This window comes from Rhodospirillales bacterium, from assembly GCA_016699855.1.
GTDB lineage: Bacteria > Pseudomonadota > Alphaproteobacteria > Reyranellales > Reyranellaceae.
The window spans coordinates 414,187-432,110 of the sequence record CP064988.1 but is presented as its reverse complement, the minus strand read 5'-3'; the positions used below and the strand labels follow the sequence as shown (position 1 = coordinate 432,110).

18 protein-coding genes are annotated in these 17,924 nt (G+C 70.7%); 12 read left to right on the top strand and 6 right to left on the bottom strand.

Translation table 11 applies throughout. From position 1 onward, the window contains the following. Positions 1-83 precede the first annotated feature (83 nt). The 12 genes from IPK81_02040 to IPK81_01985 all read left to right on the top strand — a co-directional run bounded on the left by IPK81_02040 (position 84) and on the right by IPK81_01985 (position 12,019). Entirely contained in the window at positions 84-245 is a 162-nt protein-coding gene (locus tag IPK81_02040; GenBank protein QQS13070.1) for a Flp family type IVb pilin, read from the top strand. Between the two features lie 117 nt (positions 246-362). Continuing rightward, positions 363-935, top strand: coding sequence for a prepilin peptidase (locus IPK81_02035; protein QQS13069.1), 573 nt, complete (start codon positions 363-365; stop codon positions 933-935). 1 nt (position 936) lies between these two features. After that, a complete protein-coding gene (cpaB, locus tag IPK81_02030; protein ID QQS13068.1) occupies positions 937-1,914 on the top strand; it encodes a Flp pilus assembly protein CpaB in 978 nt (325 codons plus the stop codon). Continuing rightward, a complete protein-coding gene (locus IPK81_02025; protein ID QQS13067.1) occupies positions 1,911-3,974 on the top strand; it encodes a pilus assembly protein N-terminal domain-containing protein in 2,064 nt (687 codons plus the stop codon). The genes cpaB and IPK81_02025 overlap by 4 nt, the downstream gene beginning before the upstream one ends. A 17-nt stretch (positions 3,975-3,991) precedes the next feature. Beyond that, entirely contained in the window at positions 3,992-4,678 is a 687-nt protein-coding gene (locus IPK81_02020) for a hypothetical protein (protein ID QQS13066.1), read from the top strand. A gap of 32 nt (positions 4,679-4,710) precedes the next feature. Continuing rightward, positions 4,711-6,042 (top strand): AAA family ATPase, encoded by a 1,332-nt coding sequence (locus IPK81_02015; protein ID QQS13065.1) that lies wholly within the window; start codon positions 4,711-4,713, stop codon positions 6,040-6,042. Between the two features lie 132 nt (positions 6,043-6,174). Continuing rightward, positions 6,175-7,830 (top strand): CpaF family protein, encoded by a 1,656-nt coding sequence (locus tag IPK81_02010; protein QQS14923.1) that lies wholly within the window; start codon positions 6,175-6,177, stop codon positions 7,828-7,830. Beyond that, on the top strand, positions 7,827-8,846 hold the full coding sequence (locus IPK81_02005; protein ID QQS13064.1) for a type II secretion system F family protein: 1,020 nt from the start codon (positions 7,827-7,829) through the stop codon (positions 8,844-8,846). Before IPK81_02010 ends, IPK81_02005 begins: the two co-directional genes overlap by 4 nt. 12 nt (positions 8,847-8,858) lie before the next feature. Next, a complete protein-coding gene (locus IPK81_02000) occupies positions 8,859-9,839 on the top strand; it encodes a type II secretion system F family protein (protein ID QQS13063.1) in 981 nt (326 codons plus the stop codon). A gap of 317 nt (positions 9,840-10,156) precedes the next feature. Then, the gene (locus IPK81_01995; GenBank protein QQS13062.1) at positions 10,157-10,621 is read left to right on the top strand and encodes a hypothetical protein; all 465 of its coding nucleotides are present in this window, start codon (positions 10,157-10,159) and stop codon (positions 10,619-10,621) included. An 8-nt stretch (positions 10,622-10,629) separates the two neighbouring features. Then, a complete protein-coding gene (locus IPK81_01990; GenBank protein ID QQS13061.1) occupies positions 10,630-11,034 on the top strand; it encodes a pilus assembly protein in 405 nt (134 codons plus the stop codon). Between the two features lie 148 nt (positions 11,035-11,182). Continuing rightward, a complete protein-coding gene (locus tag IPK81_01985; protein ID QQS13060.1) occupies positions 11,183-12,019 on the top strand; it encodes a tetratricopeptide repeat protein in 837 nt (278 codons plus the stop codon). A 26-nt stretch (positions 12,020-12,045) separates the two neighbouring features. Here the strand turns inward: IPK81_01985 and IPK81_01980 are convergent, their stop codons facing one another. From IPK81_01980 to IPK81_01955, 6 genes are all read right to left on the bottom strand, one after another. Further along, complete coding sequence (locus IPK81_01980) at positions 12,046-12,810, bottom strand: glucose 1-dehydrogenase (GenBank protein ID QQS13059.1); 765 nt, start codon at positions 12,808-12,810, stop codon at positions 12,046-12,048. A 36-nt stretch (positions 12,811-12,846) separates the two neighbouring features. Then, on the bottom strand, positions 12,847-14,160 hold the full coding sequence (locus IPK81_01975; GenBank protein QQS13058.1) for an LLM class flavin-dependent oxidoreductase: 1,314 nt from the start codon (positions 14,158-14,160) through the stop codon (positions 12,847-12,849). 36 nt (positions 14,161-14,196) lie between these two features. Then, positions 14,197-15,075: a CoA ester lyase gene (locus tag IPK81_01970; GenBank protein ID QQS13057.1), complete on the bottom strand. Its 879-nt coding sequence runs from the start codon at positions 15,073-15,075 to the stop codon at positions 14,197-14,199. Between the two features lie 22 nt (positions 15,076-15,097). After that, entirely contained in the window at positions 15,098-16,297 is a 1,200-nt protein-coding gene (locus tag IPK81_01965) for a CoA transferase (GenBank protein QQS13056.1), read from the bottom strand. Next, on the bottom strand, positions 16,294-17,166 hold the full coding sequence (locus tag IPK81_01960; protein QQS13055.1) for a hypothetical protein: 873 nt from the start codon (positions 17,164-17,166) through the stop codon (positions 16,294-16,296). The genes IPK81_01965 and IPK81_01960 overlap by 4 nt, the downstream gene beginning before the upstream one ends. Positions 17,167-17,376: 210 nt before the next feature. Then, complete coding sequence (locus tag IPK81_01955) at positions 17,377-17,709, bottom strand: hypothetical protein (protein QQS13054.1); 333 nt, start codon at positions 17,707-17,709, stop codon at positions 17,377-17,379. Between the last annotated feature and the right edge of the window lie 215 nt (positions 17,710-17,924).

Genomic DNA, 17,924 nt, shown 5'->3' with positions numbered 1-17,924 from the left:
AGGGATGACGCCTTCGGGGACCGGAGACCCCGATGGACCGCCACCCGGGGTCGGATTTCGGGATGCGATGATGGGGCCAAGTGATGCTGTCGATTCTCCGCGAGCTGGCAAGCGACGACGAAGGCGCCACGGCGATTGAATACGCCTTGATCGCGGCTTTCATCTCGGTGGCGGCGGTCGCGGCGTACACGGCGGTGGGTTCCAGCATCGACGCGTCCATGAGTTCGACGGCGAGCAAGTTCTGAGACGGTCCAAGGCATTTATCGGAATCACGGCCGGGTCGGCCGCGCGGGTCGGGTCACAGGCCCGCTGATTTCGAACGGTGGCGTGGCGTAGCGTAAAATTAGAAGGGATTCGGCGCCATGTCGCAGGCGCTCCTGCTCATAGACCAGGCGGTCGTCGTTGGATTCGCCGTGTTGGCGTTGCTCGCCGCGCTGAGCGACTGGACTCGGTTCCGCATCTCCAACCGGATCAGCCTCTCCGTCGCCGGCCTGTTCGTCGCGCACGCCGCGCTGTCGCTCGCGCTCGGCCAGCCTGTATCGTGGCTGCTGTGGTCGATCGCCTGCGGTCTGGCGATGTTCGCGGTCGGCTTCGGCCTGTTCGCCGGCGGCCTGCTCGGCGGCGGCGACGTCAAGCTGATGTCCGGCGCCGCGCTGTGGGCCGGGCCGGCCTACGGCCTCGAGTTCGTCCTCATCACCACGGTCGCCGGCGCGCTGCTCGGCGCCGCGTTCCTGATCCCCGGCATCGCCAACCAGAGCGGCGGCGACGGCGTGCCGGCGACCGGTCCGGCGCCGGTCGATACGCCCGCCGACGACACGGCCGCTGAGGCGGCGCCGCCGACGCGCGGCGCGCTGGGCCGCCGGATGCCCTACGGACTCGCCATCGCCGTCGGATCGGTGGCCGTCGCCCTCAACCTGCTGAACCACGGAGGATAGCGTGGATCCCAAGCGCATCCTGATGCTCGTCCTGGCGCTCGCGGTCGCGGGCGGCACGGTCATGTTCCTCAAATCCTACCTCGGCGCCGAGCGCGCCGCGGCGGAGCGGCTTGCGACCTCGCGTCCCGCGACCTCCGAAGCGGTCAAGCCCGCGCTCCAGGTGCTGGTGGCGCGCACCGACATCCGCACCGGGCAGATCGTCAAGCCGGACGACCTGCGCTGGCAGCCCTGGCCGGAAGGCACGCTGTCGCCAAGCTACATCGTCGAGGGCCGCCGGCCGCTGTCGGATTTCGTCGGCGCCGTGGCGCGCGCGCCGGTCTCGGCCGGCGAGCCGATCACCGAGGGCCGCGTCGTGCTGCCGGGAACCCGCGGGTTCATGGCCGCCGTGCTGCAGCCGGGCACGCGCGCCGTGTCGGTGCCGGTGACGGCGACGTCGGGCATCTCCGGCTTCGTGTTCGCCGGCGACCGCGTCGACCTGCTGCTGACCCACACCATCACCCCGTCCAAGGACGGCGAGAAGGAACGCTACGCCAGCGAGACCATCCTCAGCGACATCCGGGTCATCGCCATGGACCAGCGGCTCGAGTCGCGGCCGGGCGAGCCGCCGCAGATCGCCAAGACCGCGACGCTCGAGGTCACGCCGAAGCAGAGCGAGATCATCACGCTGGCCCAGGACATGGGCAAGCTGTCGCTCAGCCTGCGCAGCCTCCAGGAGCCGGAGGGCGAGAAGCAGGAGGAGCGCACCTTCACGCGCGACAACGAGGTCAGCCAGCTGCTCGGCGCCAAGGAGGGCTCGCGCGGACCGACGCCCGTGATCGCGGCGCCGGCCGGCCCGAGCGCGCCGCCGCCGCCCGTCCAGGGCGAGGGCGCGGTCACCATCATCCGTGGCGCCGCCGCGTCGGCGGGCGCGGCGCCCCAGGGCGCCGGCGCCAGCATCCCCGGCATGGGCGGAAGCCCGATAGTAGGAGTAAAACCATGACGCTCGCCGCCTCGAACGACGGACGGAGCCTGCCGCGCGCGGTCGCGACGCTCGCCCTCATCGCGCTGGCGGGCCTGTCGGTCGGCCGCGACGCCTCGGCCCAGCAGTCGCCGGGCATGAGCGTCAACCGGCCGCAGGAGGCCCAGGCGCCCGGCCGCCAGGCGCCCCGCGCGCGCCCGGTCGATCCGTCCGACACGTCTGCCGACGAGTTGAACCGCCGCCGCGCCATGGAGCTCGAGGCGCAGGCGCGCAGCGAGGCCGAGGCGCAGGCCCAGCCGAAGCCGCCCGAGCCGGCCCAGCCCGGCTTCTTCGGCCGCCTGTTCGGTTCCGGTTCGCCGCCGACCTCTACGCCGGCGCCGACCGCGGCGCCCGCAGCGCCGGTCCCGACCCCGGCCGAGGCCACCGTGGATCCGGAGAGCGGCCGTTCGGTCGCCTCCGTGCCGACGCCCGAGCAGCGCGCCGCCGAGGCCGCGCGCACCGCCAACCGTCCCGGCCGCGCCGCGCCGCCCAGCGGTCCGCAGATCGCGCAGACCCCCACGAGCCCGCCGTCGGCGCTGCCGGTGCCGCTGCCGCCGCGTCCCGGCGCCGTGCCGCCGGCCGGCGGCTCCAGCGGCGCGCCCGGCGCCGGCCCGGTGATCCAGCCACCGGCCGCGCCGACGGCGCCCGGCGGCTCGACCGTCCTCGTGCCGCCGCCCGCCGCCCCGCCGGCGTCGACGGCCGCGCCGGTCGAGGAGGCGCGTCCGCGCACCTTCGGCCGCAACTCCGCCGTGCCGACCGAGAGCCCGACGCTGCAGGTCGAGGTCGGCAAGGGAACGATCATCAAGCTGAAGTCGCCGGCGTCGACCGTGTTCATCGCCAATCCGGACATCGCCGACGTGCAGGTGCGGTCCGCCAACACGATCTACATCTTCGGCAAGAAGGCGGGCGAGACCGTCCTCTACGCCGTCGACGACCGCGAGCGCGTGCTGCTCAACAGCAACGTGACCGTCACCCACCAGCACGGCCGCGCCAACGCCGCGACTGCGTCGCTGCCCGGCGCCGGCAGCGTGCAGGCGAGCACCGTCGGCAGCGCCGTCGTGCTGACCGGCCGGGCCACCGATCCCGGCGCGATCGACGAGGCGCGCCGGCTGGCCATGATGACGGCCGGTCCGGGCGGCACGGTGATCAACCGCGCCATGCTCTCGGGCTCCAACCAGGTGATGCTGCGCGTCAAGATCGTCGAGGCGCAGCGCGAGTCGTTCAAGCGGCTCGGAATCAACTGGGAGACGGTGTTCAACCTTCCCGGAAAGGTCGTCGGCGGCCTGAGCACGCCGCAGGACCTCATCGGCACGGGCGCCCGCCTCGGCTCGCCGGCCGGCGGCGTGCTGTTCGGCCGCTACCTCAAGGGCGGCACCGACATCTACTCGCTGGTCGACGCGCTGGCGCAGGAGAACATGCTGACGGTGCTGGCCGAGCCCAACCTGACGGCGGTGAGCGGCGAGACCGCGAGCTTCCTGGCGGGCGGCGAATTCCCGATCATCATCTCGACCGGCAACGGCGCCTACTCGATCCAGTTCAAGCAGTTCGGCGTCAGCCTCGCGTTCACCCCGACCATCATGGGCGGCGGCCGCATCCACATGCGCGTGAAGCCGGAGGTCAGCCAGCTCAGCGCCACGGGCTCGGTCAACCTGAACGGCTTCACCGTGCCGGGCCTGACGACGCGGCGCGTCGACACCACCGTCGAGCTCGGCAGCGGCCAGAGCTTCGCCATCGCCGGCCTGATCCAGAACAACACGCAGCAGGACATCAACAAGCTGCCGGGCCTGGGCGACATCCCGATCCTCGGCATGCTGTTCAAGTCCGACGCGTTCCGGCGCAACGAGTCCGAGCTGGTCGTGATCGTCACGCCGTACCTGGTGCAGCCTTCCAACAAACAGCTGTCGACCCCGGCCGAGGGCTTCGTGCCGCCGACCGACGCCGACCGCTACCTCTACGGCCGCACCCACCGCGTCCAGGGCGCCGGATCGGCCATGCCGCGTGGCTCCAGGTCGGCGGCGACCGGCGGATTCATGGTCGATTGAACGACCGGAGGATGAGCATGCGTAGTCTGCGGAACCTGATCGCCACCGCCGTCGCGGCCGCCGCGCTGGCGGCCTGCGGCGACAACCCCGAGGCGGCGTCGACCTACACGCCGAAATACGCCCGCGCGGACCGCTCGGTGGCGCTGCACGGCGTCACCTTCGCGCCCGGCCAGGCGGCGATGGCACCCGGCGAGCGGGCCCAGCTCATGGCGTTCGCGCGCGAGAGCCCGGCCGAACTGACCTCGATCACCGTGGTGACGTCGCGCGAGGAGCCGAGCCTGCAGGCGCTGCGCGCCGCCGCCGTGCGCGACGCCGTCCAGGGCGCCGGCGTGCGCGTCGTCGCCGTGACTCCGGCCGACGGCATGGCGGTGTCGCCCAACGCCGTGGTCGTATCGGCTGAGCGCTACATCGCGCGGGCCCACAACTGCTCGGACTGGAGCAAGACAACGGGCTACGACCCGAACAACACGCCGCACAGCAATTTCGGCTGCGCCACGGCGCGCAACCTCTCCAGCATGATCGTCAATCCGCGGGATCTCGAGATCGGCCGCACGCCGGGCCCGGCGAGCGGCCGCACCGCCGCCGACGCGATCGACCGCGTCTATCGCGACAAGGTCAAGCAGCCGGTGTCGCAGACCACGTCGGCGGCCGGCGCGGCGCCGGGCGGGCCGGGCGCCGGTGGCGGCGGGCCGACGACCGAATAGCGCCCGAACGAACCGAAGAGGGACCGAACGCCATGCCCGACAGCAACACCGACGCGACGAACGCCGCCGCCATCGGCGCGGTCCTGGCGTTCGTCGGGGACGCCGACACCCGCGAGCGCATCGAGGCCGAGCTGTCCGATGCGCCGCTGACCGCGGTCGAGGGCGGCACGCAGGCCGCGCTCGCGGTGGCCGAATGGCCCGCCGACCTGGGCGTGGTGATCGTGGACATCGCCGACTCCACGTCGCCGGTGGAGGACGCGGCCGCGCTCGCGATGTCGCTGCCGCCCCGCGCCGTGGCGATCTGCGTCGGCGACGCCAACGACGTCACCCTGTACCGCGACCTGCTCGGCGCCGGCATGGCCGACTACATGGTCCGTCCGCTCGGCGACGGCGTCGTCCGCAAATCGGTCGACGCGGCGCTGGCGGCCAAGGCCCGCGAGTGGGAGCTGCGCGAGGCCAAGGAGAAGCTCAGCCTCGTCGCCAGCGGCGCGCTCGCCGTCCAGGACCAGGACGCCACGCCGGCCAAGGTGATCGCCTGCGTCGGCGCCCGCGGCGGCGTCGGCTGCACCACGGTCGCCGTCTCGCTCGCCGCGATGATGGCCAAGGCGGAGGCGCACGAGACGCTGGTGCTCGACCTCGACCTGCATTTCGGCTCGGTCATGCTGGCGCTCGACCTCGATCCGACCGACGCGCTGCGCGACGCGCTGGCGATGCCGGAGCGCGTCGACAACCTGTTCATCGACCAGGCCGTCCAACGCAAGGGCGAGCGGCTGTTCGCGCTCGGCGCCGAGGACGCGCCCCCGACCGGCGAGCCCCCGCGCTACGAGCAAGGCATCGTCTCGCAGCTGATGACGAAATTCCAGCGCCGCTTCCGCACGATCGTCATCGACGTGCCGCGCGGCGACCCCGTGCTGCAACGCCAGGCGCTGGAGGCCGCCACCCACGTCGTGCTGGTGGTCGAGCCGTCGCTGGCCGGCGCGCGCGACGGCATGCGCCTGATGGACCACGTCCACAGCGTGGCGCCGTCGGCCAAGCTGCTGCTGACCTGCAGCGGCGCCGTCGATCCGAAGCGCGCCACCGTGAAGCTCGCCGAGCTCGAGAAGAGCCTGAAGCAGAAGCTCGACGCCCGCATCGCGTTCGACGACAAGTCGGTGGCCTCGGCGATCGGCGCGGGCAAGCCCGTCCCCGACATGGCCGCGCGCGGCCTGCTCGCCAAATCGCTGGAGCCACTGGTCAAGACGATCATCGGCGACGGCGCGCAGACGCGGAAGGGCGGCGCGCCGTCGGGCGCGGGCATTTTCGCCAAGCTGTTCGGCGGCAAGCCGAAGGCGCCGCCGGCCCGGCCGGCCGCGCAGGGCGCTTAGACCATGTTCGGGCTCGGGAACAAGAAGGGGCCGCAGGACGGCGAACCGGCCGCGGCCGAACGCGGCGGACGCCGCGTGCCCGGCGCCGAGACGGCGACCGCCGCCGATCCCGCCGCCGACCGCGCCGCGCGGATGGAACGGCTGCTGTCGACGCTCGACGCCGCCGCCGGCGAGCGCATCGCCACCGAGCGCGCGGCGGGACGACCGCCGGGCGAAATCGCGCGCGTCGCCGGCGAGGCGGTTCAGGCCCATTTCCGGGCTGGCGGCGTGACGCTTTCGGTGCTCGAGCTGCGCAACCACGTCAACCGTCTGCTGGGCGCCGCCGCGCCCGCGGCCGCGCCGACCCCCGCGCCCGCCACCGCGCCGCGCCCGGCGCCATCCGCCACCACTGCCGCGCCGCCGCGCCCGACGCCGATGCCGCCGCGCCAGCCCGCGTCGCCTCCGGCGGCGGCCGGCCAGAAGCCCGAGAAGACCCTGACCGCCGACGTCACGGTCATGCCGACGTCCGATCCGGCGCGCCAGGCGACCCGCGCGCGCATCGACTCCGCCAAGCGCACGCTGCAACCGATCCTCCTGCGGCGCATGGACGTCGCGGCGGCGGCCGAGCTGCCGCGCCACGAGCTCGAGCTGCAGCTCGACGACCTCGTGCGCGACGTGCTGACCGAGGCCAAGATCCAGCTGAACCGCGCCGAGCAGACCGAGCTGATCACCATCCTGCTCGACGACATGATGGGGCTCGGTCCGATCGAGCCGCTGATCCGCGACGAGACGGTCACCGACATCCTGATCAACGGCCCCAAGCAGACCTACGTCGAGCGGCGCGGCAAGCTCGAGCTCACCGAGGTCGTGTTCGACGACAACGCCCACCTGATGAACATCTGCAACCGCATCGTCAGCAAGGTCGGGCGCCGGGTCGACGAGTCGAGCCCGATCGCCGACGCCCGCCTGCTCGACGGCAGCCGCGTCAACATCATCATCCCGCCCCTGGCGCTCGACGGGGCGAGCGTCTCGATCCGCAAGTTCAGCAAGAAGTCGATCGGCTTCGAGCAGATGGCGACGCAGGGGAACATGTCGCCGCAGATGGCGACCGTGCTCCGCATCGCATCGCGCTGCCGCCTCAACGTCGTGATCTCCGGCGGCACCGGCTCGGGCAAGACGACGCTGCTCAACGCGCTGTCGGGCATGATCGGCCACGACGAGCGCGTGGTGACGATCGAGGACGCCGCCGAGCTGCGGCTGCAGCAGCCGCACGTCGTGCGCCTGGAGACGCGGCCGGCCAACCTCGAGGGCGGCGGCGCGATCTCGATGCGCGACCTCGTGAAGAACGCCCTGCGAATGCGGCCGGAACGCATCATCCTCGGCGAGGTCCGCGGCGCCGAGGCCGTCGACCTGCTGCAGGCGATGAACACCGGCCACGACGGCTCGATGGGCACGCTGCACGCCAACCGGCCGCGCGAGGCGTTGACCCGCCTCGAGAACATGCTGGCGATGGCCAACCTGAACATCCCCAACAAGGCGATGCGCAACCAGATAGCCGGCGCGGTCCACCTGATCGTCCAGATCAGCCGTATGCGCGACGGCATGCGGCGCCTCACCCACATCACGGAGATCACCGGGATGGAGGGCGACGTCATCACGACGCAGGACCTGTTCACCTACGAGTTCAAGGGGGAGGGGCCGGACGGCAAGCTGCTGGGCACCTTCAAGAGCTCGGGCCTGCGGCCGCACTTCCTGCCGAAGGCCCAGTACTACGGGCTGGACCGGACCTTGATGGAGGCGATGGGGTGAGCGAGCTCGTCGAATTCATCGCCCAGGCAGATCCCGTCGTCCTGATGGCGGTCGTCGGCTTCATCGTCGGCGTGCCAACGGTCGCGTGGATGGTGTTCGTCGCCGACGCCGACGGGCGGCGCACCCGCGAGCGCCTCGCCGGCCTGCCCGAGCGCCTCGGCGGCACCGGCCTCAAGGAGGTCAAGAAGGCGACCGCGCAGCTCCGCAAGGCCGACGCTCCAGGCGCCAACGGGCTGATGGACCGCCTCGTGAGGCGCTACCTGCCGAACCGCGAGCTGCTGGCGGCGCGGTTGATGCGGACCGGCCGGACCTTCTCGGTCGGCGACTACGTGCTGGCCTGCGCCGGCGTGTGCATCGTCGTCACCGCGATCGCCTACTTCGTCATCGGCCTGTCGCTGCTGGTGGCGCCCGCGATCGGCGCGGCCGCCGGCATCGGCATCCCCCACATCGTGGTCGGCCGCATGGGCGACAAGCGGGTCGAGCGCTTCAACGCGCAGTTCCCCGACGCGATCGATCTGATCGTGCGGGCGCTGCGGTCGGGCATCCCGATCCAGGAGGCGATCGCCTCGGTCAGCCGCGAGGTCGGCGATCCGACCGGCGCGCTGTTCCGGCAGATCATGAACGAGATGAAGCTGGGCGTGACGCTCGAGGACGCGTTCTGGCGGGTCGCCGAATCGATCCGCGCGCAGGAGTTCAACTTCCTGATCATCAGCATGTCGATCCAGCGCGAGACCGGCGGCAACCTCGGCGAGACGCTCTACAACCTCGGCAAGCTGCTGCGCGACCGGCGCCAGATGAGGCTGAAGATCAAGGCCTTCAGTTCCGAGGCGCGCACCACGTCGATCATCATGGGGTCGCTGCCGTTCGTGATCGGCGGCGTGATCTACCTGATGAACCCCGAATACATCTCGTCCCTGTTCACGGACCCCCGCGGCTTGATGATGCTCCTGATCGCCGGCGGCATGATGTCCACCGGCATCTTCATCATGAAGCGCATGGCCACTTTCGAGATCTGAGGGAGGCGGGCGGTGGAAGGCTTGATGGCGCTGCGGCTTCCCGGTGGATTCACCGGCGAGGATCTGATCGTCGCGCTGATGGCCTGCATGGCCGCCGCCGTCGTCATCGCGGCGTGGCGCGCGCTGCTGCCGCCCGAGGATTTCGGCACGCGGATGAAGGCCCTGGACGGCCGACGTGTCCGCCTGCGCGAGGGGATGATGCGCGGCAAGCGCCGCCAGCGCGGCCAGAGGTCGACCGGCGCGATCCGGGACATGCTGGCCAAGTTCAACGCGCTGAAGGGTGAATCGTCCGACAACGCGCAGGACAAGCTGGCCGCCGCCGGCTTCCGCGGCAAGGACGCGCTCGTCTACTACCTGTTCCTGAAGCTCTGCCTGCCGATGGTGCTCGGACTGTTCGGGGTCGTCGTCGTCTACGTGCTCAAGATCCTGCCGCTGCCGGACATGGTCAAACCCGTCGTGGCGTTCGGCGGCGTCATCATCGGGTTCGTCGGCCCCGACCTGTACGTCAAGAACGCCGCCGAGCGGCGCCGCGCGATCATCAACAAGGCGCTGCCCGAGGGCCTGGACCTGTTGACGATCTGCGTCGAGGCCGGCCTCAGCCTCGACGCCGCGCTGACCCGCGTGTCGAAGGAGCTCCAGGGTCTGTCGGTCGACTTCGCCTTCGAGCTACAAATGACGGCGATCGAGCTGACGTTCCTGCCCGACCGCCAGATGGCGTTCGACAATCTGGCGCTGCGCGTCGATCTGCCGGGTATCCACGGCCTCGTGAACACGCTGCGGCAGACCGAGAAATACGGCACCCCGCTGTCGCAGTCGCTCAAGGTGCTGTCGGCGGAGTTCCGCAACGAACGCCTGATGAAAGCCGAGGAGAAGGGCGCGCGGCTGCCGGCGCTCATGACGGTGCCGATGATGGTGTTCATCCTGCCGACGCTGTTCATCGTCATTATCGGCCCCGGCATCCTGAGCGTCCTCGACAATACCGCCAAGATGTAGTGGCTATTTGAATCCGAAGTCGTTCTATCGATGAAGATATTGATAAATATTGACAAATTGACTGTGTTTGATAGTATTGATGAAGTATTTTAAGATTCATTAGCAAAATCAAATCGTTGTTCAAATCGGATGGAGCGTAATCTCCGTCAACCCGTCTCGTGCTCGACTTTGAGTTTGCGTCGCCGGCCATGCCGTCGACGGCGCGTGAGGCATCGAACGCCGACGACCGAGAGGTCTGCCGGCCGTACGTGGTGCCAGCGCGCCGACGGCAGGTCGTTCGACAAGGTCCGGAATGGTGTCTTTCAAGGATGGTGCCCGTGTCCTTCGTGCTTCGAACACTCCGCCGCCTCCGCTCCGACCAGCGCGGCATCTCGATCCTCGAATCGGCGTTCGTCATCCCGGTGCTGGCCTTGGCGCTGGCCGTCGTCGGCGAATATGGCCTCAATATCGGCCGTAAGCACAATCTGCAGGCGGCGCTATCGGCCGCCACGCAGTACGCCATGAACAACCCCAACGATCTCAACGGCATCAAGGCGGTGGTCGAGGCGGCGCTGCCGGCCGGACACGGCGCCACGGTGTCGACGCCGACCTTCGCTTGCGAGTGCAACAACGGAACCACCGTGTCCTGCGGCCCGCCGATCGGCACCTGTTCGACCGGCGTCGCCCGCAAGCTGATCCTCCTGACCGCCAGCCAGCCGCCATTGGTGATCGGCTCGATGCTGGTCGGATACAGGCCGGCCATCATCAGGGTCTCGACCGCCGTCAGCGTCCCGACCTCGTGAGGCGTCCCGTGCGCAACATCCTCAGCCGTCTCTCCGCCGACCTCCGCGGCGTCACCGCGATCGAGTTCGCGCTGACGGCCCCGATCGTCATCGCGGCCCTGGTCGGCATCGTCGAGTTCGGCCGGTTCTTCTATGTCCGGTCGAACCTGCAGAACGCCGTGTACGAGGCGGGGCGCTACCACGTCCTCAATCCGACCGCGTCGTCAAGCACGATCACCACCCAAGTGCGCAACAACGTCACCGGCATTCCCACCACGTCGGTCACCGTCGTCGTCGTCAACGAGACGGTCGGCACGACGACGTTCAAGAAGATCACGGCGACCGCGACGTTCAATCTTCTGAGCAACATGCTGCCCAGCACCACGCTTCCCCTGAGCGCCGTGACCCGGGTGCCGATGCCGCCGACCTCCTAGGGTGTGGCCGGGGCCACTCCCCCAGGATGCCCCCAAATGGGGGAATATCGTTGTGACTTTCCCCAATATCTTGTAATCATACGCCTTGAGAGTGGTCGTTCTGAGACTTGCCGTCACCTCGGGGGCTGGTCGCGGAGGGCGTAGGATCGTGCAATTCAGTATGCGTCGCGCGCGCTTGGCGGCCGCCTTCTTGACCTTGATGGTGGCGACCGCCTGCTCGTCCTGGGATACACCCGGCGCGGGACTGGAGAACTACGACTCGCTGATGCGGATCGGTGACGGCCAGCGTGCCAACGACGATCCGATGGGCGCCGTCAACGTCTACCGCAAGGCCCAGGCGCTCAATCCCAAGTCGCCCGATCCGCCGATCCGGATCGGGCAGTCGATGCTGGCCGCCGGCGGCAACGCCGAGGCCGCCGCCGCGTTCCAGGAAGCGCTCAAGCTGAAGCCGGGCAATGGCGAGGCGCTGCGCGGCCTCGGCGCCGCGCTGATCGCGATGGACCAGCCGGCGCTGGCGCTGGCCCAGTTCGACCTCGCGACGACGATGGATCCGACCGACATCCGCGCCCTGAACGGCGCCGGCGTCGCGCTCGACCTGCTCGGGCGCCACGCCGAGGCGCAAGGCAAGTATCAGGCGGCGCTGGAGCGCGACCAGGGCTATGTCTCGGCGCGCAACAACCTCGGGCTGTCGCAGGCGGTGTCCGGCGACTACGCCGCCGCGATCGCGACGCTGTCGCCGCTGACCGGCGCCGTGGGTGGAGCTGGTGGCACGCCGCGGACGCGCGGCAACCTGGCGTTGGCCTACGGCCTGCAGGGCGATATGGCGAACGCCGCGCGCTGGCTGCGCGCCGATTTGGACGAGCCCAGCGTGCAGCGCTATCTCATCTACTTCGGGCGGCTGCGCTCGGCCACGCCGGAGGTCCGCACGGAGTCGATCCGGGCCAATCCTGAATACTTCCCGCGGCCGGCGGCGGCGCGCCGCTGAGGCGCGCCCATCCGCCATCGACGGAACTATCCCGAGATCGAGAAGCCGCCATCCACCGGGATCGCCGTCCCGGTGACGAAGTCGGACGCCTTCGAGCACAGGAACACCGCGATGCCGGCGTGGTCGTCGGGCGTGCCCCAGCGGCCCGCCGGCGTCCGCGCCAGCACGCGCTCGTGCAGGCCGGGCACTTCCTGGCGCGCCCTCGTCGTCAGGGCCGTCTCGATCCAGCCCGGCAGGACGGCGTTGACCTGGATGTTGTCGCGCGCCCAGGCCGTGGCGCAGACGCGCGTGAACTGCACGATGCCGCCCTTGCTGGCGGCGTAGGCCGGCGTGAACGGCGCGCCGAAGATCGACATCATCGAGCCGATGTTCACGACCTTGCCGGCGCCGGTCTTCTTGAGTTCCGGATAGGCGGCGTGGCTGCACAGGTAGGCGCTGGTCAGGTTCGTCGCGATCACGTCGTTCCACTCCGACAGCGACAGCTCCTGCGGGGGCTTGCGCACGTTGATGCCGGCGTTGTTGATCAGGATGTCGAGCCTGCCGTGGCGGCGGACCGTCTCCGCCACCATCGCCCGGACGGAGGCCTCGTCGCGCACGTCGACCGCGACGAAGCCGGCCTCGACGCCCAGCCCGCGCAGCTCCTTCACCGCCGCCTCGGATTTCGCGGCGTCGCGCGCCGCCACGACGATGGCGGCGCCGGCACGGGCCAGGCCGCGCGCCATGCCGAGGCCGATGCCGCCGTTGCCGCCGGTGACGACCGCGACCTTGCCTTTGATTTCAAACGGATCCATGTCGCTTCCTCCTGATGGCCCGTCGTCGGGCGGTCTCTATTCTGCGGCGCCCGCGGGTCCGTGCCGCGCCGGGTCGGCGAGCGTCACCTTGGCCGCGTCCTCCCATGCCTTGGCGTTCTGGCGCTGGCGCTCCGTGCCGCCGCCGCTCTCCGCGATCCGGCGTCCCAGCGCGACGTAGACCGGGATGTCGGCGTCGGCCAGCGGTGGGCGGGGCTTCCTGCGCGCCAACGCCTTGGCGACGTACGGGGCCAGCGCCTCGGCCTTCGCCGCGGCGCGTGCGGCCTCGCGCGCCTTGAACTCCGGCAGGACCTCGCGCGCGAACAGCTCCAGCGACTGGCAGATGTGGTCGTGCCGGTTGCGGCCGCCCTGCTGGATGAACACGGCCTGGTCGACGCCGGACTCCTCGAAATGGCGGAGGTGGACGCGAAGTTGCTCGGGCGTGCCGATGCCGTGCTCCGGACCGGCCGGCGGCAGGGCGTGGCGGGCCTTCTCGAAGTTCGCCCATATGTCGGTGCGACCGGGTTTGTGCTCGCCGAAGATGTAGTGGTGCGCCAGTCCGTAGCGGAAGAAGCGCAGCCCGTCCTCGCCGCGCCGGCGCGCCTCCTCGGCGTCGGGATGGATCGAGAACCCCGTCACCATCGCCACGTTCGGATTGACCGCGTGGCCGATCGGGACGCATTCCTCCTTGAAGATGCGGTAGTAATCGTCGACCCACTGTTTCGCCTCGCGCGGATCGACGAAGGCGAAGGTCAGCGCGCCGATGCCCAGCCGCGCCGCCATGTGGATGGTCTCGCGGTTGGAGCACGCGACCCAGACCGGCGGGTGCGGCCGTTGGACCGGCTTGGGCAGCACGTTTCGGCAGGGCATCTCGAAGAACTCGCCCTTGAAGCCGGGGTAGGGCGACAACGCCATCATGTCGAGGCACTGCTCGACGGACTCCGTCCACATCCGGCGTTTCTCCGCGACGTCGAGGCCGACGCCGAAGCCGCCGAGCTCCATCAGCGAGGCGCTCTCGCCCGTGCCGAACTCGACACGTCCGTTCGACACCAGGTCGAGCGTGGCGACGCGCTCGGCGACGCGGGCGGGATGGTTGTATTTCGGCGGCATCAGCACGATGCCGTGGCCGAGGCGGATGCGCTTCGTCCGCTGCGAGCACGCCGCGAGGAACACCTCCGGCGCCGAGGAGTGCGAATACTCCTCCAGGAAGTGGTGCTCGACCTCCCATGCGTAATCGATACCCAAGCGGTCGGCGAGCTCGATCTGGTCGAGCGCCTCCTGGAACAAGCGCTGCTCGGCGCCCTCCGTCCACGGACGCGGCAGCTGGTGCTCGTAGAAGATTCCGAATTTCATGGCTCTCTCGATGGTCGGTCGTGGATCCGGCTGCGGTCAGGAGGGGCGTACGCGCGCCAGCAGGCGCCGGGCGCGCTCGACCACCGGCAGGTCGATCATCGCGCCCTCGAAGGCGACGGCGCCCAGACCCTTCGCCACACCGTCGTCGAACGCCGCGATCAGTCGTCGCGCGCGGTCGGCGTCGGCGGGCTCCACGCCGTACTCCTCGTTGATGATCGGCACATGGGCGGGATGGATGCAGGCGGTGCAGGTGAAGCCCAGGCCGCGCGAGCGCTTGAGTCCCGCGCGGTAGCCGTCGAGGTCGCTGAAATCCGCGAAGCGGCCGACCGAGCCCAGCGGCTGGATGCCGGCCGACCGCGCCGCCGCCACCGCCATCATCGAATAGACGTAGAGGCTGTCGGCGCCCGGCACGGCCTCGATCTCGGTCGAGAAATCCTCCGAGCCGATGCCCAGCGCCGCCATGCGCGGATCGGCGCCGGCGATGGCGTAGAGCTGCGGCAGCGCCTGCGGCGTCTCGACGATGCCGATGAAGCGCGTGCGGCCGACGGGGACGCCGACGGCCGCCTCGCGCGCCGCCACGACCTCGGACAGCAGCTTCACGTGCTCCGGCCCCATCACCTTGGGCAGCATCAGCGCCCCGACCGCCGGCATGATCGCGGCGGCGATGTCCGGCACCGCCAGTTCGAGCGGCCGGTTGATCCGCACGCAGACCTCGGCCCCGGCCTGGCCGACGGTGGCGACCGCCCCGGCGAGCGCGGCGCGCGCGGCGTCCTTTCCGGCCGGCGGGATCGAATCCTCGAGATCGAGGATGACGACATCGGCGCCGCGGGTGTGCGCCTTGGCGACGAAGCGCTCGGCCGTCGCCGGCACGAACATCAGGGAGCGCCAGGTCGACGGGCGCGGATCGGCGGACATGGCGTGCTCTCCGGTCGGGGGCTCAGGCGGCGCGGGCGGCGCCATCGGCGATCAGCCGGTCGATCTCGGCGCCGGCGTAGCCCGCCTCGGCGAGGATCTCGCGCGTGTGCTCGCCCAGCCGCGGCGCGTGGCCCTCGTCGACCCGCATGCCGCCGCTGAAGCGGTTGGCGACGCGGGTGCGCCGGATGCGGCCCTCGCTGGGATGCTCCTCCGGCCGGAAGAACTCGATATCGGCTAGGTGCGGGTCGGTCAGCAGGTCGTCGATCGAGTTGTAGCGCGCCGCCGGCACGTCGAGCCGCTCGAAGACCTCGAGCCATTCGGCGGTGGTCCGCTTCGCCAGTCCCTCCATGCGGACCTTGAAGTAGGCGGCGGCGTTGGCGGTGCGCGCCGCGGCGCTGTCGAAGCGCGGATCGGTCTTGAGCTCGGGCCGGCCGATGGCGTCGAAGAACGCGAAGGCCTGCGGATTGGTGTTGGGTCCGACGGTGATGTAGCCGTCGAGCGTCGGCAGCGGGCGGTAGTCGGGGCTCAGCAGCCGCCCGTCGCCGGTCGGCCCGACGGGCGGGTCGAACGTGGCGGCGGCGAGGTGCTCGCTCATCACGAACGAGGCCATGTTCTCGAACATGGGCACGTCGATGGCTTCGCCGACGCCGGTCTTCTCCCGGCGGTAGAGGGCGAAGCCGATCGCCTGAGCCGCGATGAGGCCGGTCGTGTGGTCGGTCATCACCATCGGCACGAAGCGCGGCTCGCCGGTCGCGCGCTCGAAGGTGCCGGCGACTCCGGACAGGCTCTGCACGATCGGATCGTAGGCCGGGCGGTTGTAGTAGCGGCCGCCGCGGCCGAAGGCGAGGATCGAGCAATGGATCAGCCGGGGATTGTCCTTCGCGAGGCCGGCGTGGTCGAGACCGGCGCGCGCCAGCGCCTCGGGCCGGACGTTGCTGACGAACACGTCGGCGCGCGCGACCAGGCGCCGCATCGCCCCGAGGCCGCCGTCGGTCTTCAGGTCGAGCGCGATCGAGCGCTTGTTGCGGTTGAAATTGATGAACTTGCCGGACATGCCGGGGTTGCGGCTGCCGTGCGCCATGGTGCGCAGCAGGTCGCCGCCGGGCGCCTCGACCTTGACGACGTCGGCGCCCTGGTCGGCCAGCGTGCGCGTGCAGATCGGGCCGACCACGACCGTCGTCAGGTCGACGACGCGGACGCCGTCGAGCGGTCCGCCCGTCACGTCGCGAACTCCAGATCCATCTCGCCGTTGAGGTGGCCGTTCTTGTCGGCCACCCAGACCTTCACGCGGCCGTCGCCGGTCCTCTTGCCGCGGAACCGCGCGGTGTCGCCGACCCACAGCGGCAGGGTCAGCCGCGTGGTGTAGGCGCGCAGCTCGCCGGGCGCGCGCTTGAGCGCGGCGTCGACCATGAGCTGCATCGTCAGGCCGCCGTTCTGCACCGTGTGGGCGTAGCCCTCGTCGCCGCGCGTGTAGTCGGCGTCGTAGTGGATGCGGTGCGCGTTCCACGTGACCGCCGAGTAGCGGAACACGAGGACCTCCGACAGCTCGACCGCGTCCTCCCACTCGTGGTCGTCGGGCGCGGGGGTCGGCACCGTCGCCGTGGTCTTCTGACCGGCCGGCACGGCGTCGCGGTAGATCGCGTCGAACTCGTCGACGGCGATCGTCCGTCCGCCGGCCTCGATGGTGTGCCGCATGGTCAGCACGGCGATGCGGCCGCTGCGTCCGATCTTCGGGGTGATCGCGATCGCCTCGGCGATCTTGCGAGCCGGCTCGGCGGCGCGCAGCCGGCCGTCGACGCGGACGCGGCGGCCGGCCCCCATCCGGCGCGGCAGCGGGATCGGCGGCAGGAACAGACCCTTCACGGCGTGGCCGTCCGGCCCGATCTGCGACTGCTTCGCGATGTCGGCGAAGAACATCGTGAACCAGTGCGGCGGCAGCGTCGTGCCGGCCTTGAAGGAGTCCGGGTCGAGGTCGAGCATGCCCGCGATCCGCCGCACCGCCGTCAGGCCGATCTCGTCCTCGACGATACGCTTGCGGCCGATCCACGGCGCGAGCGCGGCGATGGCCTGTTCAAACTCGGCGTCCGTCATTCCGCGTCTCCCGTCGCCCGTCGGTCGCGCGGCGACGCCGCGGCGGCGCGATTATGCCAGCCGGCGGGCAAACGCCAAGGCTGAACGGGGACGGAAGGCGGCGCCGACCGCGTACCGGGCGTGCGGATTTCGCTCCGCAAGGCGCCCTCGCGCTACGAAGCGCGCCACGCCGGCCGCCGGCGTCGACCGGCGGCCGGCGAGCGCCGTCGCTTAGCCCGCGAGCTTCTGGGCGCAGGTGCTCGTCACGTCGTAGCTGGGCTCCTCGGTGGCGCCCGGCAGCTTGGCCCACTTCTTGGCGAGCGCGTCGCGCGCGTTCCAGTCCAACTTTGCCGTTTCGGGCACCTCGGCGCGGGCGCGCGCCGCGCAGTAGGTGGCGTGCTGCTCGACGAGGCCCTTGGCGGTCTGCGCCTTGGCGGCGCTCGCCGTGACCTGCCAGCCGAGCATGTTGCTGATCAGGGGGCCGGCGACCAGGCCGACGGCCAGGGCGTAGATGCGGGGCTTATGCGTGTTCCACATGCTCGTGGTGGTTTTGGTGCTCGCCATAGGGCTCTCCTGCGGGATACCGACGGGACGATGGACCGGCGCGCGCGCGTGCCGCGCCACGGATGCGATCCGCGGGCGCCGTCGGCGGGGCCGTCGTCTGCACGTCTCTGGAATAAACGCTGGGAACGGGCCGCTATCCTCGCGGGTCGCTCCGGTCGCGTCGCGCCGGCATCGAATGTTCGTCGGCGCGCCGACACCATACGTCCATTCGCCCG

What these genes read in the sequence shown, in the direction of transcription:
- IPK81_02040 (QQS13070.1), top strand. Translation starts at nt 84, where the DNA reads ATGCTGTCGATTCTCCGCGAGCTGGCAAGCGACGACGAAGGCGCCACG.
- IPK81_02035 (QQS13069.1), top strand. Translation starts at nt 363, where the DNA reads ATGTCGCAGGCGCTCCTGCTCATAGACCAGGCGGTCGTCGTTGGATTC.
- IPK81_02025 (QQS13067.1), top strand. Translation starts at nt 1,911, where the DNA reads ATGACGCTCGCCGCCTCGAACGACGGACGGAGCCTGCCGCGCGCGGTC.
- IPK81_02020 (QQS13066.1), top strand. Translation starts at nt 3,992, where the DNA reads ATGCGTAGTCTGCGGAACCTGATCGCCACCGCCGTCGCGGCCGCCGCG.
- IPK81_02015 (QQS13065.1), top strand. Translation starts at nt 4,711, where the DNA reads ATGCCCGACAGCAACACCGACGCGACGAACGCCGCCGCCATCGGCGCG.
- IPK81_02010 (QQS14923.1), top strand. Translation starts at nt 6,175, where the DNA reads ATGGAACGGCTGCTGTCGACGCTCGACGCCGCCGCCGGCGAGCGCATC.
- IPK81_01980 (QQS13059.1), bottom strand. Translation starts at nt 12,810, where the DNA reads ATGGATCCGTTTGAAATCAAAGGCAAGGTCGCGGTCGTCACCGGCGGC.
- IPK81_01975 (QQS13058.1), bottom strand. Translation starts at nt 14,160, where the DNA reads ATGAAATTCGGAATCTTCTACGAGCACCAGCTGCCGCGTCCGTGGACG.
- IPK81_01970 (QQS13057.1), bottom strand. Translation starts at nt 15,075, where the DNA reads ATGTCCGCCGATCCGCGCCCGTCGACCTGGCGCTCCCTGATGTTCGTG.
- IPK81_01960 (QQS13055.1), bottom strand. Translation starts at nt 17,166, where the DNA reads ATGACGGACGCCGAGTTTGAACAGGCCATCGCCGCGCTCGCGCCGTGG.
- IPK81_01955 (QQS13054.1), bottom strand. Translation starts at nt 17,709, where the DNA reads ATGGCGAGCACCAAAACCACCACGAGCATGTGGAACACGCATAAGCCC.